The 26,857-nt window shown below is 47.9% G+C and carries 24 protein-coding genes, 1 tRNA gene and 3 pseudogenes; 16 read left to right on the forward strand and 12 right to left on the reverse strand.

Going from position 1 to position 26,857, the window contains the following annotated elements; all coding sequences use genetic code 11:
• Nucleotides 1-25: 25 nt before the first annotated feature.
• The 5 genes from LA337_02245 to LA337_02265 all read right to left on the reverse strand — a co-directional run bounded on the left by LA337_02245 (nucleotide 26) and on the right by LA337_02265 (nucleotide 5,921).
• Nucleotides 26-1,528, reverse strand: a complete 1,503-nt coding sequence (locus tag LA337_02245) for a DUF853 domain-containing protein (protein ID UBI16540.1) — start codon at nucleotides 1,526-1,528, stop codon at nucleotides 26-28.
• A 79-nt stretch (nucleotides 1,529-1,607) separates the two neighbouring features.
• On the reverse strand, nucleotides 1,608-2,606 hold the full coding sequence (locus LA337_02250) for a LacI family DNA-binding transcriptional regulator (GenBank protein ID UBI16541.1): 999 nt from the start codon (nucleotides 2,604-2,606) through the stop codon (nucleotides 1,608-1,610).
• Nucleotides 2,607-2,658: 52 nt separating this feature from the next.
• The gene (gene idnT, locus LA337_02255) at nucleotides 2,659-3,978 is read right to left on the reverse strand and encodes a gnt-II system L-idonate transporter (GenBank protein UBI16542.1); all 1,320 of its coding nucleotides are present in this window, start codon (nucleotides 3,976-3,978) and stop codon (nucleotides 2,659-2,661) included.
• Nucleotides 3,979-4,101: 123 nt separating this feature from the next.
• Nucleotides 4,102-4,866: a gluconate 5-dehydrogenase gene (gene idnO / locus LA337_02260; protein ID UBI18387.1), complete on the reverse strand. Its 765-nt coding sequence runs from the start codon at nucleotides 4,864-4,866 to the stop codon at nucleotides 4,102-4,104.
• 11 nt (nucleotides 4,867-4,877) lie between these two features.
• The gene (locus LA337_02265; protein ID UBI16543.1) at nucleotides 4,878-5,921 is read right to left on the reverse strand and encodes an L-idonate 5-dehydrogenase; all 1,044 of its coding nucleotides are present in this window, start codon (nucleotides 5,919-5,921) and stop codon (nucleotides 4,878-4,880) included.
• A 216-nt stretch (nucleotides 5,922-6,137) separates the two neighbouring features.
• On the opposite strand from LA337_02265, the gene idnK reads away from it, so the two are divergent.
• A complete protein-coding gene (idnK, locus tag LA337_02270; GenBank protein UBI16544.1) occupies nucleotides 6,138-6,659 on the forward strand; it encodes a gluconokinase in 522 nt (173 codons plus the stop codon).
• 30 nt (nucleotides 6,660-6,689) lie between these two features.
• Here the strand turns inward: idnK and LA337_02275 are convergent, their stop codons facing one another.
• Entirely contained in the window at nucleotides 6,690-7,709 is a 1,020-nt protein-coding gene (locus tag LA337_02275; protein ID UBI16545.1) for an NAD(P)-dependent alcohol dehydrogenase, read from the reverse strand.
• 220 nt (nucleotides 7,710-7,929) lie between these two features.
• Between LA337_02275 and LA337_02280 the strand changes: the two genes are divergently transcribed.
• The 5 genes and pseudogenes from LA337_02280 to LA337_02300 all read left to right on the forward strand — a co-directional run bounded on the left by LA337_02280 (nucleotide 7,930) and on the right by LA337_02300 (nucleotide 13,348).
• Nucleotides 7,930-8,014, forward strand: a tRNA-Leu gene (locus LA337_02280).
• A gap of 151 nt (nucleotides 8,015-8,165) precedes the next feature.
• Nucleotides 8,166-9,423, forward strand: a pseudogene (locus LA337_02285) (integrase arm-type DNA-binding domain-containing protein).
• 80 nt (nucleotides 9,424-9,503) lie between these two features.
• Nucleotides 9,504-12,410 (forward strand): RNA-directed DNA polymerase, encoded by a 2,907-nt coding sequence (locus LA337_02290; GenBank protein UBI16546.1) that lies wholly within the window; start codon nucleotides 9,504-9,506, stop codon nucleotides 12,408-12,410.
• Nucleotides 12,407-13,096: a hypothetical protein gene (locus LA337_02295; protein ID UBI16547.1), complete on the forward strand. Its 690-nt coding sequence runs from the start codon at nucleotides 12,407-12,409 to the stop codon at nucleotides 13,094-13,096. The genes LA337_02290 and LA337_02295 overlap by 4 nt, the downstream gene beginning before the upstream one ends.
• 60 nt (nucleotides 13,097-13,156) lie before the next feature.
• The gene (locus tag LA337_02300; protein ID UBI16548.1) at nucleotides 13,157-13,348 is read left to right on the forward strand and encodes a hypothetical protein; all 192 of its coding nucleotides are present in this window, start codon (nucleotides 13,157-13,159) and stop codon (nucleotides 13,346-13,348) included.
• On the opposite strand, the gene LA337_02305 is transcribed toward LA337_02300, so the two are convergent.
• Nucleotides 13,297-13,482 (reverse strand): hypothetical protein, encoded by a 186-nt coding sequence (locus tag LA337_02305; protein ID UBI18388.1) that lies wholly within the window; start codon nucleotides 13,480-13,482, stop codon nucleotides 13,297-13,299. The genes LA337_02300 and LA337_02305 overlap by 52 nt on opposite strands.
• Nucleotides 13,483-13,545: 63 nt before the next feature.
• On the opposite strand from LA337_02305, the pseudogene LA337_02310 reads away from it, so the two are divergent.
• Nucleotides 13,546-13,771: pseudogene (locus tag LA337_02310) on the forward strand (integrase).
• A 40-nt stretch (nucleotides 13,772-13,811) separates the two neighbouring features.
• Here the strand turns inward: LA337_02310 and LA337_02315 are convergent.
• On the reverse strand, nucleotides 13,812-14,807 hold the full coding sequence (locus LA337_02315) for a site-specific DNA-methyltransferase (protein UBI16549.1): 996 nt from the start codon (nucleotides 14,805-14,807) through the stop codon (nucleotides 13,812-13,814).
• 55 nt (nucleotides 14,808-14,862) lie between these two features.
• On the opposite strand from LA337_02315, the gene LA337_02320 reads away from it, so the two are divergent.
• Together LA337_02320 and LA337_02325 are read left to right on the forward strand one after the other, a co-directional pair.
• On the forward strand, nucleotides 14,863-15,093 hold the full coding sequence (locus tag LA337_02320; protein ID UBI16550.1) for a helix-turn-helix transcriptional regulator: 231 nt from the start codon (nucleotides 14,863-14,865) through the stop codon (nucleotides 15,091-15,093).
• A gap of 2 nt (nucleotides 15,094-15,095) precedes the next feature.
• A complete protein-coding gene (locus LA337_02325; GenBank protein UBI16551.1) occupies nucleotides 15,096-15,659 on the forward strand; it encodes a restriction endonuclease in 564 nt (187 codons plus the stop codon).
• A gap of 222 nt (nucleotides 15,660-15,881) precedes the next feature.
• On the opposite strand, the pseudogene LA337_02330 reads toward LA337_02325, so the two are convergent.
• Nucleotides 15,882-15,974: pseudogene (locus LA337_02330) on the reverse strand (Polarity suppression protein).
• Between the two features lie 284 nt (nucleotides 15,975-16,258).
• Entirely contained in the window at nucleotides 16,259-17,131 is an 873-nt protein-coding gene (locus LA337_02335; GenBank protein UBI16552.1) for an HNH endonuclease, read from the reverse strand.
• Between the two features lie 196 nt (nucleotides 17,132-17,327).
• On the opposite strand from LA337_02335, the gene LA337_02340 reads away from it, so the two are divergent.
• The 3 genes from LA337_02340 to hcp are packed head-to-tail and all read left to right on the forward strand — an operon-like array spanning nucleotide 17,328 to nucleotide 18,601.
• Nucleotides 17,328-17,777 (forward strand): hypothetical protein, encoded by a 450-nt coding sequence (locus LA337_02340; GenBank protein UBI16553.1) that lies wholly within the window; start codon nucleotides 17,328-17,330, stop codon nucleotides 17,775-17,777.
• Nucleotides 17,771-18,097, forward strand: coding sequence for a DUF1493 family protein (locus LA337_02345; GenBank protein UBI16554.1), 327 nt, complete (start codon nucleotides 17,771-17,773; stop codon nucleotides 18,095-18,097). The genes LA337_02340 and LA337_02345 overlap by 7 nt, the downstream gene beginning before the upstream one ends.
• A gap of 18 nt (nucleotides 18,098-18,115) precedes the next feature.
• Nucleotides 18,116-18,601 (forward strand): type VI secretion system tube protein Hcp, encoded by a 486-nt coding sequence (gene hcp, locus LA337_02350; protein UBI16555.1) that lies wholly within the window; start codon nucleotides 18,116-18,118, stop codon nucleotides 18,599-18,601.
• Between the two features lie 62 nt (nucleotides 18,602-18,663).
• Here the strand turns inward: hcp and symE are convergent, their stop codons facing one another.
• Nucleotides 18,664-19,026: an endoribonuclease SymE gene (gene symE, locus LA337_02355; protein ID UBI16556.1), complete on the reverse strand. Its 363-nt coding sequence runs from the start codon at nucleotides 19,024-19,026 to the stop codon at nucleotides 18,664-18,666.
• A 778-nt stretch (nucleotides 19,027-19,804) separates the two neighbouring features.
• Here symE and LA337_02360 point away from each other — a divergent pair.
• From LA337_02360 to pdxY, 3 genes are all read left to right on the forward strand, one after another.
• Nucleotides 19,805-21,175: a tyrosine phenol-lyase gene (locus LA337_02360; GenBank protein UBI16557.1), complete on the forward strand. Its 1,371-nt coding sequence runs from the start codon at nucleotides 19,805-19,807 to the stop codon at nucleotides 21,173-21,175.
• A gap of 189 nt (nucleotides 21,176-21,364) precedes the next feature.
• Complete coding sequence (locus LA337_02365) at nucleotides 21,365-22,630, forward strand: aromatic amino acid transporter (protein UBI16558.1); 1,266 nt, start codon at nucleotides 21,365-21,367, stop codon at nucleotides 22,628-22,630.
• An 11-nt stretch (nucleotides 22,631-22,641) separates the two neighbouring features.
• Entirely contained in the window at nucleotides 22,642-23,499 is an 858-nt protein-coding gene (gene pdxY, locus LA337_02370) for a pyridoxal kinase PdxY (protein ID UBI16559.1), read from the forward strand.
• A gap of 497 nt (nucleotides 23,500-23,996) precedes the next feature.
• Here the strand turns inward: pdxY and LA337_02375 are convergent, their stop codons facing one another.
• Nucleotides 23,997-25,550 carry an L-lactate permease gene (locus tag LA337_02375; protein ID UBI16560.1) on the reverse strand — a complete coding sequence of 518 codons (1,554 nt, stop codon included), beginning with the start codon at nucleotides 25,548-25,550 and terminating at the stop codon, nucleotides 23,997-23,999.
• A 580-nt stretch (nucleotides 25,551-26,130) separates the two neighbouring features.
• Here LA337_02375 and LA337_02380 point away from each other — a divergent pair.
• Nucleotides 26,131-26,850, forward strand: coding sequence for a (Fe-S)-binding protein (locus tag LA337_02380; GenBank protein ID UBI16561.1), 720 nt, complete (start codon nucleotides 26,131-26,133; stop codon nucleotides 26,848-26,850).
• Nucleotides 26,851-26,857 lie beyond the last annotated feature (7 nt).

Genomic DNA, 26,857 nt, shown 5'->3' on the forward strand with positions numbered 1-26,857 from the left:
CCGCTGTGCGGGAGGGGGCTTCCTGTTAACGTTTTCTCCCGCCCATCAAACTTCCCAACATACCGCGGATTATCTGATTGGTGACCTGGCGCGCCGCGCTTTTCGCCACGCTTTGTACCACGCCATCGCGCTTGCCGCCACGTGGTCCGGTGCTGCCAAACAGAATATCCTTCAACCCGCCGAGAATACCGCTGTCCACCTCAACCGCTTTACCGTTGGCGGGAGGCGTATTTTGCTGCTCGGTGCTGGCCTGCACGCCTTGCTGCAAACGTTCATAGGCGGATTCACGGTCTACCTCTTCCTCATATTTGCCGTACAGCGAAGAGTGATTAATCAGCCCGTTGCGCTCGTCATCCGTCACCGGTCCCATCCGTGAACACGGTGCAATGACCATCGCCCGTTCAACCACTGACGGGCTGCCTTTGGCGTCCAGAAACGACACCAGCGCCTCGCCGGTTCCCAGTTCCTGAATGGCTTTTTCGGTATCAAATGCCGGGTTGGCGCGCATGGTTTGCGCCGCGGTTTTTACCGCTTTCTGGTCTTTCGGCGTGAAGGCGCGCAGGGCGTGCTGCACGCGGTTGCCCAACTGGCCGAGCACGTTGTCCGGAATATCCGACGGGTTTTGCGAGACGAACCACACGCCGACCCCTTTCGAGCGAATCAGACGGATCACCTGCTCGATTTTATCCAGCAGCACCTGCGGGGCATCGTTGAACAGCAGGTGCGCTTCATCGAAGAAGAACACCAGTTTTGGCTTCTCCAGATCGCCCGCTTCCGGCAATTGTTCGTACAGTTCGGAGAGCATCCACAGCAGGCTGGCAGCGTACAGTTTGGGCATCTGGTAGAGCTTCTCGGCGCTGAGGATGTTGATCATCCCTTTGCCGCTGGCGTCGGTACGCATCCAGTCTTTGATGTCCAGCATCGGTTCGCCAAAAAAGTGCGCCGCACCCTGTTGCTCCAGCGACAGCAGTCCGCGCTGGATAGCCCCGACCGAGGCGCTACTGATATTGCCGTACTGATTCTGGAAGGATTTGGCGTTATCGCCAATATACTGAGTGATGGCCCGCAGGTCTTTGAAATCGAGCAGCAACAGACCCTGGTCATCGGCAATGCGGAAGATAATATCCAGTACGCCGGACTGCACATCGTTGAGGTTCAGCAAACGGGCCAGCAGCAGCGGACCGAGGTCAGATACCGTGGCCCGCACGGGGTGACCTTTTTCGCCGAAGATATCCCACACTGTGACCGGATTAGCATGCGGTTGCCAGTCGGTAATGCCGATGTTTTTCAGGCGGGCGAGCAGCTTTTCAGAGGCTTGTCCTTCCTCGGCTACGCCGGTTAAGTCACCTTTCACATCGGCCATAAATACCGGCACGCCAATCTCGGACAACGATTCGGCCAGCTTCTGTAGCGTGACGGTTTTACCGGTCCCGGTCGCGCCGGTAATCAGCCCGTGACGGTTGGCCATGCCTGGCAGTAAAAACAGTTCGGTGTCCGGCGTGCGGGCAATTAGCAGGGGTGCGCTCATTGAGATTTCCTCCATTTATCCTGCCTGGAGTATAGGCAATGTCCATCAAAGAGAATATGCGATGGCGAGAGAAAATGAGTTAAAGCGTATTGCCGTGGTAAATCTGATACCCCAAATCCACGGTGTTGTGATTATGGTCGTTGTTCTTGATTTTGCTCAGCAGCATCTGTGCCGCCATACGGCCAATGTCGAAACGCGGAGTGATCACGCTGGCGAGGCTGGGGATCATCTGCCGGCCCATTTCCAGCCCGTGAAAACCAGCAATCGAGATCTGCTCCGGAACGGCCAGCTCGCGTTCGCGGCACAGCAGCAGCGCGCCCATCGCGATGTCGTCGTTGGTACAAAACACGCCGTCTAAATCCGGATGAGCGGTGAGCGCGTCCCGCATCATCTGGGTGCCAAGATGAATAGAGGAAATAGATCGCGGATTGACGCGCAGCGGCGTCAGACCCCGACGCGTCATGGCATCGCAATAGCCGCGATAGCGCTGTTCATCGCGGACATCATCTTTTGAACCAAGGTAGAGGATTTTGCGGCGCTGGCGTTTGTCCAGCATGGTGCTGACCATATCAAACGCCGCCTGACGGTTATCGAACCCTACTTCCATGTCCAGACGATCGCCCTGAATATCCATCAGTTCTACCACCGGTATGTTGGCTGAACGCAGAAATTTAACCGTGCGCAGAGTGTGATATTTCTCGGACAGGATAATGCCGTCGATATTATACGACAGCAGATTGATCACCGACTCTTCCTCGGATTCCCGGTCATAATTGTAGTTGGCGATCAGCGTCTGATAATTATGGTCGGAGGTGACCGATTCAATACCGGCCAGAATGTCGGCGAACAGTTGGTTTTGAAACGAGGGGATCAGCACGCCGAGCGTATAGCTTTGCGCGTTCAGTAGCATCGCGGGCGCGCGGTTAGGGATGTAATTAATCTCCTCCATAATCTGCGCAATGCGTTCACCGGTTTCCTTTGCGACCTTTTTCGGCGAGCGAATGTAGCGGCTCACCGTCATTTTGGTCACGCCCGCCAGCGTGGCGATGTCTTGCAAAGAAATTCTGTGGTTCCTCATCTTCTCTCCAGTACCGGGGAGCGCTGACCTGTGCTCCCCGGTGATGACCGTTTTAATGCAGGATGGCGTTCAGCGCCAGAACGCCCAGCAGACCCATAATGGAAATCAGCGTTTCCATCACCGTCCAGGTGCGCAACGTTTCCCCCACGCTGAGATTAAAATAGCCTTTAAACAGCCAGAATCCCGGATCGTTAACGTGGGAGGCAATCACGCTGCCCGCGCCGGTAGCCAGCACCATCAGCGCCGGGTCGGCGTGGGTGACGTTAATAATCGGCAGCACCACGCCTGCGGTAGTGATCGCCGCCACGGTGGCTGAACCGAGCGCGATGCGCAGCAACGCGGCTACCGTCCAGCACATCAGCAGCGGAGAAAGCGACGTGCCGGTCATCAGGTGCGAGATGTATTGCCCCACGCCGCTGTCGACCAGAACCTGCTTAAACGCGCCGCCCCCGGCGATGATGAACACAATCATCGCGATCGCGCCGATAGAGTCGCCAATGATATCCATAATTTGCTCGATCGTCCGTCCGTTACGGCGACCAAGGGTAAAAATGGCGAGCACGATAGCGATAAACAACGCGACCGCAGGGTTGCCGATAAACTCAAAGAACACCCGCACGCTGTTGGTTTTCGGCAGCGTAATTTCGCACACTGCGGCGACCGCCATCAGTATGACCGGGATTACCGCCGCAAAGATACTGTTCCAGAACGACGGCATCTCTTCTTCAGTGAACAGATGCGGGTTGAATAACCCTTCCGGCGGCGCTTTCTCAAAGCGGGTCAGCAGCTTAGAAAACAGCGGCCCGGCGACAATCACCGTCGGGATAGTAATAATAAATCCGTACAGCAGGGTGGTGCCGAGATTGGCCTCGAAAATGGTGGCAATCGCGGTAGGCCCCGGATGCGGCGGCAGAAAACAGTGGGTCACGGACAATGCTGCCACCATTGGCACGCCAACATACAGCAGCGGCAGACCGGAAGAGGCCACCACCGTAAATACCAGCGGCAGCAGCAGAACAAAGCCGACTTCGAAGAACATCGCCAGACCGACCACCAGACCGGTGATCACCAGCGCCCACTGCACACGTTTTTTACCGAACGTGCCAATCAGCGTGGTGGCGATGCGCTGAGCCGCGCCGGTATCGGAAATCAGCTTACCGAGCATCGCGCCGAACCCGAGGATCATCGCCAGCCCGCCGAGCGTCCCGCCGATCCCATTTTGTATTGAGTGCAGAACGGCCTGGGCATCCATCCCTTCGGCAAAACCAACGACCGCCGCCACCAGGACCAGAGCAATAAAGCCGTTAACTTTAAAGCCAATCATCAGGACCAGGAGCAGCGCGACGCCTGCCGCAATTATTATTAATGGCATAATCGTTTCTCTTATATCCCCGTCATACTTCAAGTTGCAGGTGTGTTGGCTACAGCTCGAATTATTTAGGGGGGAGCCAAAAATGCAGCGCCTGGGCGCTGCGTGATGTTGCGTTGTGTGGTATCAGACGGCGACCAGCATGCCGCCATCGACAAACAACAGGTGACCGTTTACAAAATCGGATGCTTTAGAAGAGAGAAATACCGCCGCGCCGATCAGCTCCTGCGGATCGCCCCAGCGCGCGGCTGGCGTACGTTTGCACAACCAGGAGGTGAAAGCTTCATCCTCGACCAGCGCTTTGGTCATTTCGGTTTTGAAGTAGCCCGGCGCGATACCGTTGACCTGGATATTATGGCGTGCCAGCTCAACGCACATCCCGCGGGTGAGCATTTTTACCGCGCCTTTGGAGGCGGCGTACGGCGTAATGGTGTCGCGGCCCAGTTCACTCTGCATGGAACAGATGTTGATGACCTTCCCGGCCTGGCGTTCCACCATGCGACGCGTTACCGCCTGCGAGACCAGGAATACCGCCGTCTGGTTAACGGCAATCACATCGTTCCAGTCCTGTTCCGGGAACTCGGTAAACGGATGGCGACGCTGGATACCGGCGTTATTCACCAGCACATCAATTTGGCCAATGTCTTTTTCGATATGCTCGATGGCGGCATCAATGTCCTGTTTATGCGTAACATTGAACGGCGCGGCAACGGCGCGGATCCCTTCCTGCTGCAGTTTGGCGACGGCGGCCTCCGCGCGCTCTGGCGTAATATCATTGACGATAATCTGCGCGCCATATTTACCCAGCCCGGTCGCCAGTAAATAACCAATACCCTGAGCCGAACCGGTGATCAGAATGTTTTTGCCGTCCAGTGAAAAAAGATCGTTCATCATGTTATTCCTTATTTTGTTTCTGCAAAAACGAGCTGGACTTTCGCCGCCTGGGTTTTATCCCCGGCGAAGATCAGCGCCTGTTCAAGCTCGGTAAACGGATATTCGGCGCTGAGTAACGGCAGCGGATCGATAACGTTATTCGCCAGCCACGACACCGCGGTGTTGAACTCGGTGGTAAAGCGGAACGAGCCTTTGAGCGCGATCTCTTTGCCGATCAGCATCATCATCGGGAAGTCCGGCACCGCGCCGCCCATGCCGACCTGCACCATCACGCCTTTTGCGCGGGTGACTTCCAGACAGGTGGTGATTGAGGATGGATGGCCGGAGACTTCGAAGCTGACGTCGAAGTAGCCTTTCTCTTTTTTCCACTCGTCGAGCGAGTCCTGTTGCGGGTTAATCAGCGTGTCAGCCCCCATCTGCTGGGCAAGCGACAGCGAGCGCGGGCTGATATCAGCACAGACAATCTCTGCTGCGCCGAGCGTTTTCACCGCGCTGACGATCAGACAGCCGATAGGACCGACGCCGGAGATAAACACGCGCTTGCCCTGCAGGTCGCCCGCTTCATGCGCGGCGTGGATCGCTACCGCCAGCGGTTCGGCAAAGGCCATGACTTTTTCATCGGCCTCTTGCGGGTAAGGGATGCACTGCGCAGTATCGACGGTTTTAAACCGGGTAAAACCGCCGTCGACGTGGGGAAAATACATGGCGCTGCCAAAAAAGCGCATTTCCGTGCACTGGTTTTCTTCGTGCTGCAAACAGTATTTACAGTGGCCACACGGCTTCGACGGATTAATAGCCACCGACTGACCTTCATGTAATTCTTTTGAATCGCTGCGCACCACTTTACCAATAACTTCATGGCCTAAAATCATCGGCGCTTTAACGGTAAAATTACCGACTTTCCCTTCCTGGTAATAATGTAAATCGGAACCACAAATACCGCCGCGAGTAATTTGTACTAATGTTCCTTTATTATCCCATTCAATATTTTGGTCGGTTATGGCAACAGTTTTCTTACCCGCAACAACGCAGGATTGGGTTTTGACTTGCATAAATGCCTCACTGGTCAGGTAGTAACCTCGGCAGCATTTAAACGGTTTTGATTGTTATTATTTGTGACGCAGGTCACGCTGGAAAATTGTTACACTACAATGTTACGCATAACGTGATGCGCCTTGTAAATCTACGCAGCCGCGGCGAAAAAAGGTGAATTCTGCAATGTGGAAGGGGTAGTATCGCGCCATGGAATATGAATCTGGAGTTTTTTGATGGCCGGGGAAAGTTATATTTTGATGGGCGTTTCGGGTAGCGGTAAATCTTTAATTGGCAGTAAAGTCGCCGCAGTGTTATCGGCTAAATTTATTGATGGCGACGATCTCCATCCGGCCAAAAATATTGATAAAATGTCTGAAGGTATTCCATTAACCGATGAAGACCGACTACCGTGGTTAACACGATTAAATGACGCCTCATACAGTTTATATAAAAAGAATGAGACCGGGTTTATTGTTTGCTCGTCATTAAAAAAACAGTATCGCGATATATTGCGTCAGGGCAGCCCGAATGTACATTTCCTGTGGCTGGACGGCGACTACGAGACTATTCTGGCGCGCATGCAGCGTCGGGCAGGGCATTTTATGCCGGTGGGATTACTCAAAAGCCAGTTCGATGCGCTGGAGTGCCCGCAGGAGGATGAACGCGATATTGCCCGCATCGACGTGAACCATGACATCGAGCATGTGACGGAACAGTGCCGCCAGGCGGTGCTCGCGTTTCGTAACGGGCAATAGGCCCAGCCCCTTGCGGGACTGAGCCCGGCATCAGAAGTCGGCTTTCAGCACCACGCGGTAGCGGGCCTTGCCATCACGCACGTGCTGGATAGCGTCGTTAATTTGCGACATCGGGTACAGCTCGGTGGTAGGCGACACCTTGCTGCGACCGGCAAACTTCATCAGCTTGCGCAGTTCGAACGGCGTACCGGTCGCCGAACCGGAGATGCTGCGATCGCCAGCTATCAAAGTGAACGCCGGCACCGGCAGCGGCTTCAGCACCGCGCCGACGGTATGGAAGTTACCGCCGTAGGCCAGCGCTTCAAAATAGGGCTGCCAGTCGAGATCGACGTTAACCGTGTTAATAATGAGATCGAACTGGCCCGCCAGCGCTTTTAGCGCATCCGGATCGCGGCTGTTGACCACCTTATCCGCCCCCATCGCCAGCACTTCCTGCTCTTTCGCTGGATTGGAGCTGAACGCGGTGACTTCGCAACCCATCGCGTGTAACAACTTAATGGCGATATGCCCCAGGCCGCCGATGCCGATCACCCCAACGCGGCTGGTGGCGGTGATATGGTGCATCAGCAGCGGTTTGAACACCGTGATGCCGCCGCACAGCAAGGGACCGGCCGCCGCAAGGTCGATGCTCTCCGGCAAGGGGATCACCCACTGCCAGTCGGCCCGCAGCTTCTCGGCAAAGCCGCCGCGATTAAGAATCGTGGGCACGGAGCCTTCCAGGCAGTTGATCTGATTGCCGCTGATACAGGCGTCGCAATGCCCGCAGCTGCGCGCCGTCCAGCCAATCCCAACGCGCTGACCAACCTTCAGACCCTTATCTTGCGCCGCGCTGCCGAGCGCCGCCACGCGACCAATCACCTCATGCCCGGCAACCAGCGGATACTGAGAGAATCCCCATTCGTTGTCGATCATCGACAAATCAGAATGGCAGATACCGCAGTAATCGACCTGCACTTCGACATCTTCCGGCTTAAGCTCGCCCGCATCATATTCATAGAGTTCGAGTTCGCTGCCCGCCGCTTTTGCAGCGTAGCTTTTTATCATCGACATCGTGTTTCCCTCAGTGTGGTGTTGAACTGGAAGTGTAGAGCATGAGGAAACGGGACGCTTCGCAGAAGGGGGGATTAAGGTGGGGGCAAACTGTGATGATGGTTACAGGTAAGAAAGGTAATGCTGAAATTTTCAACACTTAGCGAGCCGGACACACGCTGGCACTTGCATGGTGGCGCACGACAGGTATAATCCACAACGTTTTCCGCATCCCTTCCGTGCCGGAGTGGCGAAATCGGTAGACGCAGTTGATTCAAAATCAACCGTAGAAATACGTGCCGGTTCGAGTCCGGCCTTCGGCACCATTAGTACTTCCAAGACCGTCCAAGAAAGTCCAATTATCCCTTTAGAATCAATGATTGTAGCGGTTTTTCCGTCCTGATTCGTCCGAGGTAGTCCGTTGAAATCCGGATGCCATTGGGGGCATCTTAACTTCGATTAGATATGTGCCCCCAAATGAAGCTCAACGCCAGACAGGTCGAGACCGCAAAGCCAAAAGACAAAACCTATAAAATGGCCGATGGTGGCGGTTTGTATCTTGAGGTTTCGGCCAAGGGGTCTAAATACTGGCGCATGAAATACAGACGCCCCTCCGACAAAAAAGAGGATCGCCTCGCTTTTGGTGTTTGGCCGACCGTGACGCTTGCTCAGGCAAGAGCAAAGCGTGATGAAGCTAAAAAGCTGTTAATGCAGGGTATCGACCCGAAAGCAGAACACAAAGAAGCGCAGGCCGAGAACGCAGGAGCATATACTTTCGAAACTATTGCCCGCGAATGGCATGCCAGCAACAAGCGCTGGAGTGAAGACCATCGAACGCGGGTTCTCCGTTATCTTGAGCTTTATATCTTCCCGTATATTGGTTCGTCCGACATTCGGCAGCTCAAAACCAGCCACTTGTTAGCCCCGATTAAAAAAGTTGATGCCAGTGGCAAGCATGACGTCGCTCAGCGCCTGCAACAGCGTGTCACGGCTGTTATGCGTTATGCTGTACAGAAACGATTACATCGACTCTAACCCCGCTAGTGATATGGCAGGGGCTTTATCGACAACCAAAGTGCGGCATTACCCTGCTCTACCATCCAGTCGTTTCCCTGAGTTTCTTGCTCGTATTGCGGCATATCGTGGCCGCATAATGACACGGATCGCGGTCGAGCTTTCCTTACTGACTTTTGTGCGCTCCAGTGAACTACGTTTTGCGCGTTGGGATGAATTCGACTTCGATAAAGCTCTTTGGCGTATACCTGCAAAGCGTGAAGAAATTAAAAACGTGCGTTACTCGTATCGTGGCATGAAGATGAAAGAGGAACATATAGTTCCACTTAGCCGACAGGCTATGGTGTTGTTAGAGCAGCTCAAGCAAATCAGTGGTGATAAAGAGCTTCTTTTCCCCGGTGATCATGATGCGACGAAAGTTATGAGTGAGAACACGGTAAACAGTGCGTTGCGAGCTATGGGTTATGACACTAAAACTGAAGTATGCGGTCATGGGTTTAGGACTATGGCTCGTGGTGCTCTGGGTGAGTCTGGACTTTGGAGCGACGATGCTATTGAGCAGCAATTGAGCCACTCTGAACGCAATAATGTGAGGGCTGCTTACATTCATACTTCTGAACACCTAGATGAGCGTCGCTTGATGGTCCAGTGGTGGGCCGACTTTCTTTACGAAAATGCCCATGCTTTAATTTCCTCATATGAATTTGCAAAAAAAAGTTAAATACTTTAATTTACATCAATAATATTGATGATGCTTTCTTGATTTAAACTAAATTGCCCTAAGCAGAGGAATAATAATTAATGATTACTAACGATGTAGTTATTAGCGCTTATAATTGCCTTAAGTCATATGCTTACTATGAAAACCTTAATTTCTTTTTGAAAGCTGAAGTGGCTCGCTTTGAAAGTTTCAATTTTTCATCAAAAGTTGAACGAATAGTTGAGTTTTTTGAAAATGATAATGAAGATTTTATAAAATGGCTTAATAAAATAGATGTTGAGCTTTTGCCAAAGAAAATTGATAGTCATTTAGATTTTAAACAAAGAAGTGGAGCCCTTTTCTTAAGTAATAATAAAACAGCAGATGATTATAAAGTTTGTGCAGTGAATTATTTAATAACTGCCCCGGTGGAAATATATATTATCGAAACCTTATGGTCTATTTTTGTTGGGTCTATGCTTGATGATGATTTCTCAGACTCAGTTTTCGGAAATAGAATTTCTAAATCAATAAAGAAATACTCAAGGAAAAGCGATGATAGCAAAAAAATAAGTGCTAAAAACATATTCGAAAGATATATTGATAACTATAATCGATGGAGAGATGGTGGAATTAATAAAGCTATTGAGGTTATAGAAAAAGAACGCAATGATGTTGCAATTCTATCACTTGATCTCAAAGGGTTTTATTACAATATTGACATTGATTTTGATGCCATTGACAATATTATTGAAAAATGTCAACTTGCAGAGATTAAAGAGCTATCTTTATTTTTGAATGAAAAATTAAAGTTGATGCATGAAACTTATAGAAATAAAATATCACCTTTTATTGAGGAAACTCATCCGGAATCCGGTTTAAAGGGGATTCCAATTGGTTTTACATCCTCGGCGATATTGGCTAACTGGTATCTGGCTGACTTTGATAGAGATATTAAATCTAAGATTAATCCTTCTTACTATGGACGCTATGTAGATGATATTTTATTTGTCTTTTCTTCACCTAAAATTGAAATAGAAGATAGAGGTGATGAGGTTGTTAATTTTATTAACAGAAGTTTAATCGACTTTATAATTCCTACTGACGATCATGAAGGCTTCAAATTGACGTCAGCGTATCATGAGTTACCCATTCAAAAAGATAAGCTTATCTTTCATTATTTTAATAAAGATCATAGCCTTGCTGGGTTGCAGGTTTTTAAGCAAGAAATTGAAAATAGAAGTAGTGCTTTTCGTTTTTTGCCAGAAGAGCATATTTCAAGTGATCTGGATAAATTTGCATATGATATTTTGTTTGATGGTTCTGTTAATAAGTTCAGGAGTATAGTAGGTCTGGCGGAAAATGAAACAGAGCTTTCTAAGTATATATCCTCTCATATTTTAGCTCATAGATTATGTAATTTACCTTCTAACGAACATACCTTAAAGCAAATTACATTATTCTTTAAAGGTGAAAATGGGTTAAGGTTTTGTCGATTGTGGGAGAAGGTTCTTTCATATACCTTAATTACAAGGAGATATGGCTTTTCGATAATGTTTTATAAGCAAGTTATTGAATTAATACGTAAGGTTAAATGGTATAGAAAAGATGATGGTAATGTAAGCGATAGAAATAATGAAGTTAGTGGCTTGGTAGCTGATAAGTTAAAGCAGGGAATTCAGCAATATATAGACATTTCACTGTGCTTAAATCTCGCATTGCTAGATTTGGATATTTTGCTTGGGGATGAAAAACCACGAAATAGAAGTTTGGAAGGATTGTGGGATTTAATAAACCAGCATGATGAAATGCCCTTGATGATAAAAAGATTTAGGACGAGTAATATGATTCGTCATAATCTAGTTTCTTGGCCTTTAGCTAATTACACCAGTTATAAAGGTGATCTTACAGAAGAAAATTTATATAGTAAATTGCATGGCGTTTCACTGTTAAAAAGAAAGATTAATAAAACCCCAAGATATATTCATGCCGATGAAGAACAACTATTTGAATTAATCGATGCTTTGCATACCAATACTTTGAATGACTTTACAGAGGAAAATAAATATCATGAGAAAAGTTGCTCTGTAGAAAGTATAAAAGACAATAAAGCACTGGAAATAACGATTGATGTTGACGATGCTAAACATAATGACACAGTGAAAATTGCTCTTGCAAATATGAAGGTCGAATACAAAGATATTGAGAGTGCATGTAGAAAAGATCAGTCGCCAAATTTAAGCTATGAGCGACAGAAAAATCTTTATCGTATTCTTAATTCCGCTACCGATGAAAAGGTTCAAATATTACTTCTTCCTGAGTTATCGATACCTGTTTCTTGGTTGCCATTTATGGCTGCACATTCAAGAAGAAAGCAAATTGCTTTAATATTTGGTCTTGAGCACTGGGTGGTGAATGACCGTGCGAATAATATTTTGGTTGAGATGTTACCTTATACTTCCCATTTTAAGCATAAGTCCAGTATGTTGACATTCAGAGTTAAAAATCACTATGCACCAAGTGAAATTAAGATGCTGACCTCATTGAGGCTGGATGTTTCGTCTCCTGTTCCTGATGAGCAAAAATATCATTTAATAAAATGGAAAAACATATCGTTTTCAACGTATAACTGCTTTGAGTTAGCAAACATTGAACATCGGGCACTTTTCCGCTCAAAACTTGATATATTATTTGCTAGTGTATGGAATAAAGATATTAACTATTATCAACATATCACTGAATCAGCCGCTAGAGATCTACACTGCTATGTTGCGCAATCAAATACATCACATTATGGTGGTTCGTGTGTTCTTCAGCCTACCAGTAGTACAATTTCCAATAAAATATATGTTAAAGGTGGAGAGAATCATTGTATTTTAACAGCCACATTGAATATCTATGCGTTACGTGAGGCTCAATATCGCTCATTTAGGATAGATTCGGATTTTATCAAAGATAATCCTCCAGGATTTGATTATGACGAACTTTTAGCTCGGGGTGGAAAATGAGTGCTTTTTGGGAAGGGCTTCTGTCATCTAGCATTTCTTTAGCTGTTATTGGCTTTGTCTGTAAAACATTTTTAAAACATATTGATAAAAGAGAATTGGAATCCTTTAAAAATAAACTGAAATATGAAAGTGATATAAAGATAAAGGAAGAAGAACGTAATTATGATATTCGGAAGGCAAGGGATCTTGAGGTTGGTCGCTGGGGACTAACTTTACTTAGCGCTGCGAATGGTTTTTTAGGTCGATTGTGCTATATCAAAGAACGGAGGGGGCTTTCATCGAATCAATATATTATTGATAGCACAAGGTTCTATTTGTGTCAGTACCTTTTCTGGGCTCAGCTTTTTAGAAAGAATAGAGACTCTTCTGTTTTTTCCCCAACAAATGATGAGATGCTTATTACCGAGCTGATTAAAAATATTTCAATCACTTTACGAGAGAATACACTCGGTTTGCCTTGTATTCGATCTCTTGAACAGCAGTACATTGGCGATAGTCTAAATATTAACGGTGAGTGTATGACCTACAAGGAATTTATAGACGTCAACGTGTTGAGTCAATATTCAGAATTAAATGATTTTGTTGATTCTATTCTGAACGATAACAATAAAGAGTTTATCAATATAATCATTGTATCCTTTCAAGATTTGAAATCTCGATTTGAGGCTACACTGCAAAAAAAATGATTTTACTTCTGGCGCGCAATGCTCTCCCCGCCACGCCTGCCCGCTTCTGGGGCGCTTAAAATGCAGGTGCATGAAGGGACTCAGGCCGCGCCAGTGCTGGTGCGGCGGGGTGTGGAAAATTCAGGGTTTTGCATGCAAAGCCATGCAGCGAAGGCATGCATGGCTATTTTTATTAAAAAGACGGGTATTTTCGGGTCGTTTTATACGGATTTTTTGCGGGGCTGCGCGGCCTGTCTGCGCATGAAAATCTGACTCTGTTCAGGCGTATATTTTGCCCGGTTGTCGTTTCTCGATGCTCTGTCATGCCGGAAAGCGATGGTTGTCAGAATGTCGCGATCATCCTCTGCGTAATCAATGTTTCCTCCGCGGGTTACATGAACGGACAGCGCTTAGCGAACACTGACGGCCGCCCGATCGAGAGCCCATTCAACACTGTGAATAGTGCATTACGAACGATGGCTCGTGGTGCTTTAGGTGAGTCAGGCTTACGGAGTGGTGATGCTATAGAGCGCCAGTTGAGTCATTCAGAACGTAATAATGTACGTGCGGCTTATATCCATACATCTGAGCATTTGAATGAACGTAGATGATGGTTCAATGGTGGGCTGATTTTATTGATAAAATAAGGCTAAGTCGATTAGCTCATTTGGCTATGAAAAATTAAGACATAATTAATAAAAAGCCAATCAGAAAATATGATTAGCTTTTTAATGAATCAGATTAATATAAATTTCTTTTTTTCAGAACTTACGCTTAAATCCAGTGTGTCTCCATTTAATATTGAGTCATACATCTCTTGAAGTATTTCTGGACTTGTGCTTTTATCGGTAAATCTAAATACAGATGATGCTACATATTCAGATGATAGCTCAAACGAAAGCCACTTACGATTTAATTGTTCAGCAACGCTTCCAGTTGTGTTTGAACCTCCAAAAATGTCTACAACAAGATCTCCGGGTTCGGTTAACATATTAATGAAAAATTCCGGTAATTTAGATGGGAATCGTGCCGGATGCCCTTTAATGCCAATTTTTTTACAACCGGATAAATATCCGCCATTTGATTCTGAATTCGGGATCTGTAATAAGTTTGGCGGTATGGCTCCTCCATTATCTTTGCCAAAACTGCTACTTATATCATGTCCTGACGGGCGCATTTTGGGTGAATAGAATTTATCAGGATCTTCAATGAGTTTTTTCATTCGATCACTGTAAGGAACCAATACTTTCGTTATATCAGACTTAGGCCATTCTGTTTTGCTAAACCACCAAATAGTGTTTACTGAATCTTTGACACGTAGTTTTCTTTTGTTGACCCATTCAATAGGGCTCGGTAATTTGGATGGATTAAACCAATAAAAATCCTCTGCAAGATGAAATCCTATTTCATCAATCATTCTTATCATTACACGAAAATTATACACGCTCCTTACAGGAACGCCTTTCATGTACGCACCACCAAAATCAACAACAAAACTTCCATCATCTTTAAGTTTTTTAAAAACTAACTCTCCGAATTTTAGAAACCAATCAATATATTGTTCTTGATCATGATTTCCATATTCCTTTTTGCGTTGCAACGCAAAAGGTGGGCTAGTCATTACTAAATTCAGACTGTTATCGGGTAATGCCTCCAGCATTTCTAATGAGTCAGCTATGTACATAGCTCCTAAGTCTGTTCTATATGCCGGTTTTTTATCATCAAATGTCATAACTGCTACTCATAGTCTGTAGATCTATTGTCATCAAGGCTGCATTGTCTCGCGAATGGAACGAAAGATAAACCCCTCAAACGCAAGAGTAATTTTTTCCCATAACATCAGGAAGTTAAGGGAGAGACAGGGCTTGTCTCAAGAAGCTTTGGCTGATTTAGCTGGCTTGCACAGGACTTACATAGGCTCAGTAGAGCGATGTGAAAGGAACATATCCATAGATAATATCGACCGGATTGCTTCAGCTCTTGGTGTCTCTCCCAGTTCATTACTGGAGAACAGTTAGGTATGAAATTTGAGTTGCATCAAGATTGGTCAAATTTAATTGCACTTTGGCCTCAGGTTGAAGAATATCAACGGTTAGCTAATAAGCACGGTATCAATGATATATTCCAAGATAACGGAGGGAAACTTCTACAAGTTCTTTTACTTCTCAGTCTTAAAGTTCTTCCTGGGCGAGAAGGTAATGATGCAGTAGATGTCACTGGTACCGAGTTTGAGTTAAAATCAGTTAATGTTGAGCTAACCAAGAGTTTTTCAACTCACCATCATATGAATCCAACAATAATTGCGAAATACAGGCAAGTTCCATGGGTCTTCGCAATTTATAGTAATATCACCATTCGTTCAGTTTATATACTCATGCCTGATGATTTGGAAGTCTTCTATGATAAATGGGAGAGACAATGGTATGGAAGGGACGGTAGAGATATAAATAATCCTAAAATACCGGTTAGGTATGTTATGGAGCATGGTAAATTGCTTTGGTCAGATGCTACTCCAGAAGAATTACTTTGGACTCCTGAAATCGAAGAACAAATCGATCTTGGGGGATTTGAAGCGGAAAATTAATAAATTAGTTTTAATAAGCAGCGCGTAAAGCTCTCCCCGCCACACCAGCCTGCTTCATAGGGCAGTTTTCATGCAGATACATGAACCGGCTCAGGTCGCGCCGGTACTGGTGAGGGGGGATTAAATACAGGAATTTGCATGCTGCATGCAAAACTATGCACCTTTATGGAAGCATGTTTTTTTCGGGAAAAATTGAGGAATTTCAGGGGATTTTTTCGCGTGCTACCGTGCGGCCAGTTCTGCACGTCGTCGGATGTAAATCAGGTTCTGCGCTCGTGTGGATTTCTCGCGATTACCATCCCGCGCAGCCGCATCAAAACAACGATTCATGCCAGATAATCCTGTTTTATTACTTGGAGAATGGTAAAAGTGAATAGTGTGAACAGTTTTCCTGATAAACATTTTTTCTGTCTCGATTCGGGTTCGTTAAATGGATCCAAACCAAGACTGATATTTTTTTCATTTTAAACCAATAAGTTGAGATGGGAATGACCACAATAATTGATAGGGGCTACAAAAAGGGACATGTGAGAATGGTATTATGAATTATCTTCTATATTTCATTATGTTGAATTTGGTTTCGAGTCCGGCCTTCGCACTCACCCTCTAAACACCTCCTTTCTGTGCCACTCCACAAACCCTTCTTTTGGATAATTCTCGCGTATCATCGGTAGAGCAATCTCCTTCCCGTCGAAATCCCAGAACAGTCTGCCCACCATGCCGCTGCCATTTACTGCGGGCGACACTTGAACTCGCATACTCTCATCCAGCCCAATCGAACCTTTATCAAAGGCTTTATGGTGGATTGCGCACAGCGCAAGGCCGTTTGAAATCTCGCATGGGCCGCCGTGCTGTTTCCATTTGATATGGGCGGCTTCCAGGGCGACAGAGGTGCTGTCGTGGCGCATATTGAAGCCACAAATGGCGCATTCATAGTTATAGGCACGTAGAACCTGCTGGCGGAACAACGGGTCCCGCTGTTTGCGGATTTGCAGGATATCAAATCCCAGCTCATCCGCGATCTCTTCCTGAATGCTTTCGGTGAAGTGCGCCTCGAGGATCTGCTGGGCCAGGGCGTTAATGAGATTCTTGCTTCTTTTCAGCAGGGCAAAATGTTGTTCATCAAATCCTCCGGCAACGTTATATGTCACCAGTTCTCCGGCTGGGGGCTGTTTGCTGCTGCCGGATGTTGAACAATGCTCGGCGTTTTGTAGCTCCCAGAACCCATCTCCCTGTAAGCGCCAGAAGGGCATATCGGGGCGGTACTGCGCGCGCTGTGGCCCAAATCGCTCCAGCAGGCTATGCAACGGGTCGCGAACTTCCGTACCGTAGTTAAACAGGCGACCGTGACCCTGCTGATAACCCGCCAGCACATGAAGCAGCAGCAGGGGCTTGTGCGGCGCGCGCTGCTCGCCTTTACGCCAGATGGTGATGTCGGCAATTGCCTGTTGCAGGGGGTTACTGGAAGTCATTGATTTCATTATCAGGTAAATAATTGCGATGATGCTCGCAAAATATCACCTGATCAAGAAAAGACGGGTAGATGCGCTATCGACGTCACTTTTATGTTTTCTGAAAAACACATACGCCACGGCAGTTCCCGTTCCCCCATCTGGGTACGCAGGAGTACGATAAGTATGCAAATTATTGCATATTGAAGGATCTCTAGTGGACACAGTTGAGGAACTTAACGGAACATACTTTTATAAAGGGGTCTGCAACATTTCTGCAGGTGAGCTATTTTTCTGGATTTTCCTCGACAAGATTGATGAACAATTTGGGGGAATTAAAGATGTGGTAGAAATGTCATGTATCATTCTTGGGCTACCATTGTTGAAAACACGGGGTAAACCATATGGGGCAACACAAGGTACATCAATTGCCTCGAAATATTCTCGTGAGTTTCTTAATGTAAGATTGCCCGTCAGGCTTCCTACCATCACCAATGCCAGTATCAAATATTTAAAACCCATGATGACTAACAATCTGGGGGCATTCGTTGGACGAACAATTCCTGTGATTGGTTGGGCATTACTCGCAAGTGATGTCGCCCAAATTGTCTATAAAACGGTGAATACCTACAACACCATTGCCAGAGAGGAAGATCGCGTGTGGTGACTGATAACGAGGTATTAGAATTTTTTCGGGGAGAGTTATCTCTCGCGGTAACGTTTACTTTCAAGCCTATCCCGATTGAACTTGATACGCCGCTGCAAGGTTACGCTGAATGGGATGAATTACCGTATGCCATTGAAGATTTTGGAGAGAAATATAACGTTGATGTTTCTGTGATTAATTTCGAGGCCTATTACCCGTGGGAAAGAGAGTCGGTCTATCGAAAGTGGTTTACCAAAGAACCCATCAAACAAGTGTCAAAACCGCTTACTGTGCGTATGTTCGCAGAATCAGCCAGAGCAGGTTACTGGTTATATGATTGATTACAAGGAGTTTTACAAATGGCTGTACCCGTTCATTTATTTTTAAAAGATGATGGTGGCGCGATGATTCGTGGAGGTTCAGATGTCCGGGGACGTGAAGGCAGTATTGAGCTCCGTGGTCTAACACATAACCTTAGCATTCCAACAGATGGTGCCACCGGGAAGCTAACCGGCACACGCCAACATGGCCCATTTCTATTTGACAAAGAGATCGACTCCTCCAGCCCATACCTTTACAAAGCAGTTGCGACAGGTCAGACACTTCAAAGTGCGGAACTTAAGTTCTATCACATAAACGACGCAGGCCAGGAAGTGGAATATTTTAATACCCTACTTGAAGGTGTAAAAGTTGTATCAGTGACACCAATCGTGCATGACACACGTACGGTAACGGGAACCGGGCATTTGGAAAGCGTACAACTGCGCTATGAAAAAATCACCTGGTGTATTGTAGATGGCAATATTCAATATACTGACGCCTGGAACGAACGTACTACGGCATAACAAAGATGGCGCAATAACCCCTAATAAAGGCGCCCGCAGGCGCCTCAATGACAATCACACTCTCACCCCTTCGACCCTTTCCCCGCAATCACCCCGATAAACTCCAGCACCTGCTTTTGCTTGCGTGCTGACAGCTTTTCTACTTTGCGCAGGGATTGCATCAGTTCTGACTCTTCGGGTTCAGCGGCGCGGGCGGTGAGTACGATGCAGCCATGCATTACGCGTACATCAACGCGGGTGCCGGTGTCGAATCCGGCGGCTTTCAGCCACTGGCCCTTCATCACGATGGACGGAAACTGGACGTACTTCACCGGCAGACGGCTGTAATCAGGATAACGGCTCGCATAACCCACCTTCAGGCGACGGTTATCTACGGTGTGCACTTCTGGATCAAATGAAACTGCAATACAATGCGTATCAGTCATGGTGACTATTCTCCGATAATAGTTACTGTGATTAGCGATGCGCAGGTGTTGGCGCACCTTCGCATCGCGCTAATAAAACCCCTGTAAATTACCCCAGTATCTTGGGCTAAGTCCAGATGTAAATAAGATGAAATAAGCGCGAATAGCACGCTTTCGGAATAAATAGAAAACTCCCTCATCCCAATAAATCCGGTATTATTCACTGTATAAATTCATTGCCTTTTGCACGCCTGAATATCCCCTCGTTCCAGAAAACAGTGCCTGTCAGCATCTGGACAAAAATGTGATTTAACTCACTGAAGCAAATAGCAAACTCTGAAACAACGTTGATTTGTACACTTTGCTTTACACTTTTAGTGATGTGAATCACAAATATAAACCCGCGAAGTGATCTGACTCTCACAAAATGGGGTGTACTCATTGAGCAATACATTATGAGCACAGCCTGGAAAGTTAAGTTTTCAGTATTTCCCCCCTCTGTGGGCGCACTACCGCAAACGGCAAATCAACCCGCAAAAAAAAACTCGTTGAATATGAACGGGTAAAAAAAAGACGTGTGATTTGCATCACTCACATTTACAGCTTTTTAAATTATTGCCAGTGATTAATGTTGACCGGGCTATTTCCATAATCAATTAAATCTTGCATAGTGCCTCCACATTATTTCTCCCCCTGGATCAGGAGGCGAATAGTTATATTTCATCAGACTTTATTGATGAACTCGATATGCTTTACTTCACATTAATACGTACATGACCACTGTTACTGGAGAAACAAAATGAATTATCCGGCAGAACCCTTCCGTATTAAAAGCGTTGAAACTGTATCTATGATCCCGCGTGACGAACGCCTTAAGAAAATGCAGGAAGCGGGTTACAATACTTTCCTGTTAAATTCGAAAGATATTTATATTGACCTGCTGACCGACAGTGGCACTAACGCAATGAGCGATAAGCAGTGGGCCGGAATGATGATGGGTGATGAAGCGTACGCGGGCAGCGAAAACTTCTATCATCTGGAAAGAACCGTGCAGGAACTGTTCGGTTTTAAACATATTGTTCCGACTCACCAGGGACGCGGCGCAGAAAACCTGTTATCGCAGCTGGCAATTAAACCGGGGCAATATGTTGCCGGGAATATGTATTTCACCACTACCCGTTATCACCAGGAAAAAAATGGTGCGGTATTTGTCGATATCGTTCGTGACGAAGCGCACGATGCCGGTCTGAATATTGCGTTTAAAGGTGATATTGATCTTAAAAAATTACAAAAGCTGATTGACGAAAAAGGTGCCGAGAATATTGCCTATATCTGCCTGGCGGTGACGGTTAACCTCGCGGGCGGACAGCCGGTCTCGATGGCAAACATGCGTGCGGTACGTGAACTGACAGAAGCACACGGCATTAAAGTGTTCTACGACGCCACCCGCTGCGTAGAAAACGCCTACTTTATCAAAGAGCAAGAGCAGGGCTTTGAGAACAAGAGCATCGCCGAGATCGTGCATGAGATGTTCAGCTACGCCGACGGTTGTACCATGAGTGGTAAAAAAGACTGTCTGGTGAACATCGGCGGCTTCCTGTGCATGAATGATGACGAAATGTTCTCTTCTGCCAAAGAGTTAGTCGTGGTCTACGAAGGGATGCCATCCTACGGCGGCCTGGCCGGACGCGACATGGAAGCTATGGCGATTGGCCTGCGCGAAGCCATGCAGTATGAGTACATTGAGCACCGCGTGAAGCAGGTTCGCTACCTGGGTGACAAGCTGAAAGCCGCTGGCGTACCGATTGTTGAACCGGTGGGTGGTCACGCGGTATTCCTCGATGCGCGTCGCTTCTGCGAGCATCTGACGCAGGACGAGTTCCCAGCGCAAAGCCTGGCTGCCAGCATCTATGTGGAAACGGGCGTACGTAGTATGGAACGCGGAATTATCTCTGCGGGCCGTAATAACGTGACCGGTGAACACCACAGACCGAAACTGGAAACCGTGCGTCTGACTATTCCGCGCCGCGTTTATACCTACGCGCATATGGATGTCGTGGCTGACGGTATTATTAAACTTTACCAGCACAAAGAAGATATTCGCGGGCTGAAGTTTATTTATGAGCCGAAGCAGTTGCGTTTCTTTACTGCACGCTTTGACTATATCTAAATAATAATTATGGCCCCATCTCAGGATGGGGCTTTTTTGTCTTTCTTTTCCATGAACAGGAAGCCTTTGCGGTGCCCGTTACCGTGACATAACTAAAAAAAGTAAACCCTGACTCCGACATTTTTATTATCCGCATGATGTACAAATGACAGCTGTAATTATAACGAATAGTCTACAGGAACATTTATCATGGATATTAATGCCATTGAGCGACAGAGTAGTACCCCCGGACTGATTAGCGGAACCATGTTGGTTATCGCGACCGTAGTGGGTGGCGGGATGTTTTCCCTGCCGATAGCGATGGCCGGCGTATGGTTTCCCGGTGCGTCAGTTATTCTTCTCTTTATCGCCATTATGATGTTATTAACCGGTCTGATGCTGGTCGAAGTAAACCTGCATTATGGCGCTGGTGCCAGTTTTAATACCTTTACTCAGGATTTATTAGGCCGTAAGTGGAATATCGTTGTCGGTATCGCTTTCGGCTTTGTGCTGTATATTCTGACCTATGCCTATATCTCCGGTTCGTCGGCGGTGATGGCGCAAACCGTGTTCAAATACAGCGGCGTGCGATTTCCGGCGAATATCTCGGTGGTGATTGTCAGTATGCTGGTCGGGGCGATTGCCTGGTACAGTTCCCTGCTGGTTGGACGTATTACTACCGTGTTGATTATCGGTAAGTTTATCGCGTTCTTTGCCACCTTCTCCGGGCTGGTTGGCCATATTGAAGTGGCAAAGTTGGTCGATAGCGTGGCGGTGGCGCTGCCCGATTCGCAGTACCTGCCGTATATCCTGATGACGTTGCCGTTCTGCATTATTTCGTTTGGTTTTCACGGTAACGTGCCGAGCCTGGTCAAGCTGTATGGCACGCGCGGGATTTCGAATATTACGCGTTCGATTATCATCGGCACACTGTTTGCCCTGCTGCTGTATATCTTCTGGTTGGGCGTGACGATGGGCAACATTAGTCGTTCCTCGTTCCCGCCAATTATTGCCAAAGGCGGCAATATCGACGTGTTTGTCGAGGCCATTAGCGGGCTGTTCACCAGCCGTTATATGGATCTGATCCTGACCTTCTTCGGCAACTTCGCGGTAGCCAGTTCACTGCTGGCGGCGACGCTTGGCCTGTTCGATTATATCGCCGATCTGTTTCACTTCCCGGATGACGGCATGGGCCGCCTGAAAACCGCGCTGGTGACCTACTTCCCGCCAGCCGCCGTGTGCTTCTTCTTCCCGAACGGTTTTGTGCACGCGATTGGTTACGCCGGTCTGGCCTTTACCATCTGGAGCGTGATCCTGCCGCCGTTCCTGGTGAAAGCGGCACGGAAACGTTTTCCGACCGCCAGCTATACCGCGCCGTGTAATAACACCGTGCTCAACCTGGTGATTGTCTGTGGGGCGGTTGTTTATCTGACGGTTGTTCTGGACGTATTTGGTCTGCTGCCAACGTTTCGTTAGACGGAGTTAAAATGAAAAACGTGTTGTCTGTTCAGTCGTCAGTCGTTTATGGCTATGCCGGAAATAAAGCCGCCGTGTTGCCGATGCAGCTTTCGGGGATCGATGTCTGGCCGTTTTACACCGTACAGTTTTCTAACCACACCCAGTACGGGATGTGGCAGGGCATGGCGATGCCGCACGGTGAGTTGAGCGCCATCATCAGCGGGCTGGATGACCTGCAAAAGCTGACGCAATGCGATGCCGTATTGTCCGGGTATCTTGGAGATAAACGCCATTGTGAAGAGGTGAAACACGCGGTCACCACCATTCGTCAGCGTAATCCGCAGGCGCTCTATTTTTGCGATCCGGTAATGGGCGACCCGCAAAAAGGCTGTATTGTCGCGCAGGGCGTGGAGTCCTTTTTTGTCGATGACGCCATTCAACTGGCCGACATAATGGGACCGAATCTCTATGAGCTGGGCGTGCTGACGGGCAGACAACTGCGTAGTTTTGACGAGGTAGTGGAAGCGGCGCGGCAACTGGTGTCGTGGGGCGTAAAGAAGGTGCTGGTGAAGCATCTCGGCGACTGCTCGCGTGACAAACAGGCGTTTGAAATGCTGCTGGTGACGGCGGAACAGACGTTACACATCGCCAGGCCGCTGTATAGCTTTGCCAAAATGCCGGTGGGCGTAGGGGATTTGATTTGCAGCGTGATGCTGGCCTCACTGCTCAATGGTTATGAGGACAAGCTGGCGCTGGAGCGGACCACCAGTGTTGTTGACGCGGTGATGCGACTAACGAAAGAGCGCGACTCGTATGAACTGCGGCTGATAGACGCGCGTCACCAGATAATGGAGCCGCAGATTCGCTATCAGGCAACGGTACTGTAGCGCCGCAAGGAGGCTGTATGTTTCTGACATTGCTGCGGCTTCAACATCCGCTGTTCTACCGTTTTGCGTGGCTGCGTATTTGGGTCAGGGTGTTAAGAGCGTGTGGACTGCGTAAGAGAAAGGGGTGAGCATTTGCTGCTGTCGCTGCCGGATGCGGCTCGCGCCTTATCCGGCCTACAAATGAGCGTGAAACGCAGGCCTACAAATGAGTGTGAAACGTAGGCCTGATAAGCGAAGCGCCATCAGGCATAAGTGCCTGGTATTACACGCGGAAGTAGCGTGGTGGGATCAACGCGGAAAAGGCGTCGAACTTCTTCACCATCTTTTTCCAGAACAACATAACAGCAATCCTCGATTTGAAACATCGGCGCTATTTTAGTCAGCGCCGACAAATCGTAAAGTCTGTCACCCCGTTCCGTTCCCGGGGCGGTGTAAACCTTTTTGGTCACCACGTCGTCAAATACGGTTGCCGCGAATTTGACGGGGTTGACAAGGGTTTACGCCATAAACCAGTAATAAAACAGACCGACTTTCAGGCCGAGGATCACAATGTAGGCGCAGCAGTATTTCATGGTGCCAGACATTATCTGGTTGGCTTGGCCGTCCATTTTTGTGGCCGAAACCGCAATAGCGATGCTCTGCGGCGAAATCATTTTTCCGCCCGTTGCGCCAGAGGTGTTGGCCGCCGCCAGCCAGTTGGGATCGATATGCAGTTTACTGGCGGCAATGGTTTGCAGCTTGCCGAACAGAATGTTCGAGTTGGTATCGCTGCCGGTAACGAACGTGCCCAGCGCGCCAATCACCGGGGCGAGGAAGACGTATGAGTTGCCGGTCAAATCAACAATCGACTGGGCCAGCGTGGAGATAATCCCGCTGAGATCCATCACCGTGGCCAGCGCGACGATCGCCATAATCGCAACAATGGAATTTTTAAGCTGGAAAATGGTTTTGATAAACACTTCCAGCATTCCGCGCGCGGACGCTCCCTGAATGAAACCGCCGATAATGGTCGCAAAGATTATCAGCATCCCCGGCGTGGTCACCCATTCAACTTTCAGCGCCATCGTTTTGCCGTCAGCCAACGTGAAATGCAGCACCGAGGCCAGTTGAGACGCTGCGCCTTTTATTGTCGGGAAAAGTGGCGAACACAGCAGGATAAACACAAAAATAAACAGATAGATAGAGCCAACTCGGAACAACACTTTTGCCGAGCGCGGCGTGGTTTCGCGGGTATGGCTGACCTCAATGCGCCACTCGGGATCGGTTTTCCCTTTGCGCAGGCGGCTGACCATCGCCACGGCAAGCAGGCTGACCAGGCTCCCGGCAAAGGCAGGTAATTCCGCGCCAAGATGGATAGCGACAAAATACTGTGGAACCAGCGTGGTGATACCGCAAATCAGCGTGATCAGAAATACGCCGCGAATGGCTTTCAGGCCGCCGCCAATAATGCAGACAATCACAAACGGCAGCAGAATATTAAACAGCGCGAGCTGCAGAATAATAGTTCCGCCTAAGGTATAAACCGGCAGGTTAACCTGTTCCGCCAGAATAGAAACCGGGATCCCGACCGCGCCGAATGCAGTGGGAACGGTATTTGCCACCAGAGAGGCAATCGCCGCCTTCAGCGGGTTGAATCCCAGCGCAATAAGAATGCCGATCGGAATGGCGACCGCCGTACCATAACCCGCCGCGGCTTCAAGAAATCCACCAAAGCACCATGAAATCAGCAGCACCTGAATACGCTTATCTTCGCTAATGCTGGCGAGAATATCGCGCAGAATATCCAGCGCTTTGGTCGCCTGCATGACGTTATAACTGAAGATAGCGCCGAGGATCACAATCACAATCGGCCATAACCCCTTCAGTGCGCCATAGCCTATCGCGACTTTCAGATTCTGTACGGGCATCTCCCAGAATATGGCCGACAGCGCGGCGGTGAATACTAAAGAGATCAGCACGGAATAATGGATGGGCATTTTCAATTTCAATATTAAAAATACCATCAGTAGTAACGGAGAGAGTGCCAGGGCAAACATAAAATATTCGTTCATTGCTATTCCCGATTGGTTCATTAAACCTGATTTATATTTATGGCGGGGAGGCTACATTGCTGTTGTAATAAAGTATGTAAACTGAATCGCTTCAGTGAATAAAGTAATTATGATTTGTGGTTTTGTAACTATTGTAATCTTTTAATTAAAATTTAATACCGGGTAAATATACTTAAATGCCGGTTAAATACCTATAAGTAGTTATTTAATAACCTTTTTAATAATGGTAGTGACAACAGTGGTAATCACCTGAAACTGTTTTCTAAGGTGTTAATAACGCTGTGGTTTCCTATATAAAAATGTGAGCGAGGCCGAAATAAATAAACCAGGGTATTGCATGTGTGAGTCGATTAGGGGATTATTTGGTTTTGTCATACAAATGAAAATACAGACATTTGCGATTGTCCTGATATAAGAAGAGGAGAGTCGTCATCAAAGGTAAACGATCAGAGCATCACCATGAACCCAGGCGTTGGTAGAATCAAAAAACAGAAAACTGGGCGTGAATTACGGCTGAACCTTTGCTTGATATAGCGATATCAAGCGCAACAAACAGAAATGAAGCAATGGAGTAGTTATTGTGAATGTAAATTTCTTTGTTACCTGCATTGGTGACGCACTGAAATCACGGATGGCACGAGACTCCGTTTTGCTGCTGGAAAAACTGGGTTGTCGCGTGAATTTCCCTGAGAAGCAAGGGTGTTGCGGTCAGCCGGCTATCAACAGCGGTTACATCAAAGAGGCGATCCCCGGGATGAAAAACCTGATCGCCGCGCTGGAAGACAACGACTACCCGATTATCTCTCCGGCGGGCTCCTGTACCTACGCAGTAAAAAGCTACCCGACGTATCTTGCCGATGAACCGGAATGGGCGCTGCGTGCTGAGAACGTTGCCGCCCGTATGCAGGATCTCACCTCCTTTATCGTCAACAAACTTGGCGTGGTGGACGTGGGCGCCAGCCTGCAGGGCCGCGCCGTGTATCACCCCTCCTGTAGCCTGACCCGCAAGCTGGGGGTGAAGGAAGAGCCGCTCACGCTGCTGAAAAACGTGCGCGGGCTGGAGCTGCTGACATTTGCCGATCAGGACACCTGTTGCGGCTTTGGCGGGACGTTCTCGGTCAAGATGGCCGAGATATCCGGCGAGATGGTGAAAGAGAAAGTCTTACATCTGATGGATGCGAAGCCGGAATATTTGATTGGCGCGGACGTTAGCTGCCTGCTGAATATTGGCGGTCGACTGCAACGAGAAGGCCAGCCGGTCAAAGTGATGCATATTGCTGAAGTGCTGATGAGCCGCTGAGGAGAAA

The sequence above is a fragment of the Citrobacter europaeus genome (assembly GCA_020099315.1).
Classification (GTDB): domain Bacteria; phylum Pseudomonadota; class Gammaproteobacteria; order Enterobacterales; family Enterobacteriaceae; genus Citrobacter; species Citrobacter europaeus.

Bases quoted from the DNA above. Each gene is read 5' to 3' on its own strand.
- LA337_02250 (UBI16541.1), bottom strand. From the start codon at position 2,606: ATGAGGAACCACAGAATTTCTTTGCAAGACATCGCCACGCTGGCGGGC.
- LA337_02335 (UBI16552.1), bottom strand. From the start codon at position 17,131: ATGACTTCCAGTAACCCCCTGCAACAGGCAATTGCCGACATCACCATC.
- LA337_02365 (UBI16558.1), top strand. From the start codon at position 21,365: ATGGATATTAATGCCATTGAGCGACAGAGTAGTACCCCCGGACTGATT.
- LA337_02375 (UBI16560.1), bottom strand. From the start codon at position 25,550: ATGAACGAATATTTTATGTTTGCCCTGGCACTCTCTCCGTTACTACTG.
- hcp (UBI16555.1), top strand. From the start codon at position 18,116: ATGGCTGTACCCGTTCATTTATTTTTAAAAGATGATGGTGGCGCGATG.
- pdxY (UBI16559.1), top strand. From the start codon at position 22,642: ATGAAAAACGTGTTGTCTGTTCAGTCGTCAGTCGTTTATGGCTATGCC.
- LA337_02245 (UBI16540.1), bottom strand. From the start codon at position 1,528: ATGAGCGCACCCCTGCTAATTGCCCGCACGCCGGACACCGAACTGTTT.
- idnT (UBI16542.1), bottom strand. From the start codon at position 3,978: ATGCCATTAATAATAATTGCGGCAGGCGTCGCGCTGCTCCTGGTCCTG.
- LA337_02360 (UBI16557.1), top strand. From the start codon at position 19,805: ATGAATTATCCGGCAGAACCCTTCCGTATTAAAAGCGTTGAAACTGTA.
- LA337_02290 (UBI16546.1), top strand. From the start codon at position 9,504: ATGATTACTAACGATGTAGTTATTAGCGCTTATAATTGCCTTAAGTCA.
- LA337_02300 (UBI16548.1), top strand. From the start codon at position 13,157: ATGCAGGTGCATGAAGGGACTCAGGCCGCGCCAGTGCTGGTGCGGCGG.
- LA337_02295 (UBI16547.1), top strand. From the start codon at position 12,407: ATGAGTGCTTTTTGGGAAGGGCTTCTGTCATCTAGCATTTCTTTAGCT.
- idnK (UBI16544.1), top strand. From the start codon at position 6,138: ATGGCCGGGGAAAGTTATATTTTGATGGGCGTTTCGGGTAGCGGTAAA.
- LA337_02315 (UBI16549.1), bottom strand. From the start codon at position 14,807: ATGACATTTGATGATAAAAAACCGGCATATAGAACAGACTTAGGAGCT.
- LA337_02320 (UBI16550.1), top strand. From the start codon at position 14,863: ATGGAACGAAAGATAAACCCCTCAAACGCAAGAGTAATTTTTTCCCAT.
- idnO (UBI18387.1), bottom strand. From the start codon at position 4,866: ATGAACGATCTTTTTTCACTGGACGGCAAAAACATTCTGATCACCGGT.
- LA337_02275 (UBI16545.1), bottom strand. From the start codon at position 7,709: ATGTCGATGATAAAAAGCTACGCTGCAAAAGCGGCGGGCAGCGAACTC.
- LA337_02325 (UBI16551.1), top strand. From the start codon at position 15,096: ATGAAATTTGAGTTGCATCAAGATTGGTCAAATTTAATTGCACTTTGG.
- LA337_02265 (UBI16543.1), bottom strand. From the start codon at position 5,921: ATGCAAGTCAAAACCCAATCCTGCGTTGTTGCGGGTAAGAAAACTGTT.
- symE (UBI16556.1), bottom strand. From the start codon at position 19,026: ATGACTGATACGCATTGTATTGCAGTTTCATTTGATCCAGAAGTGCAC.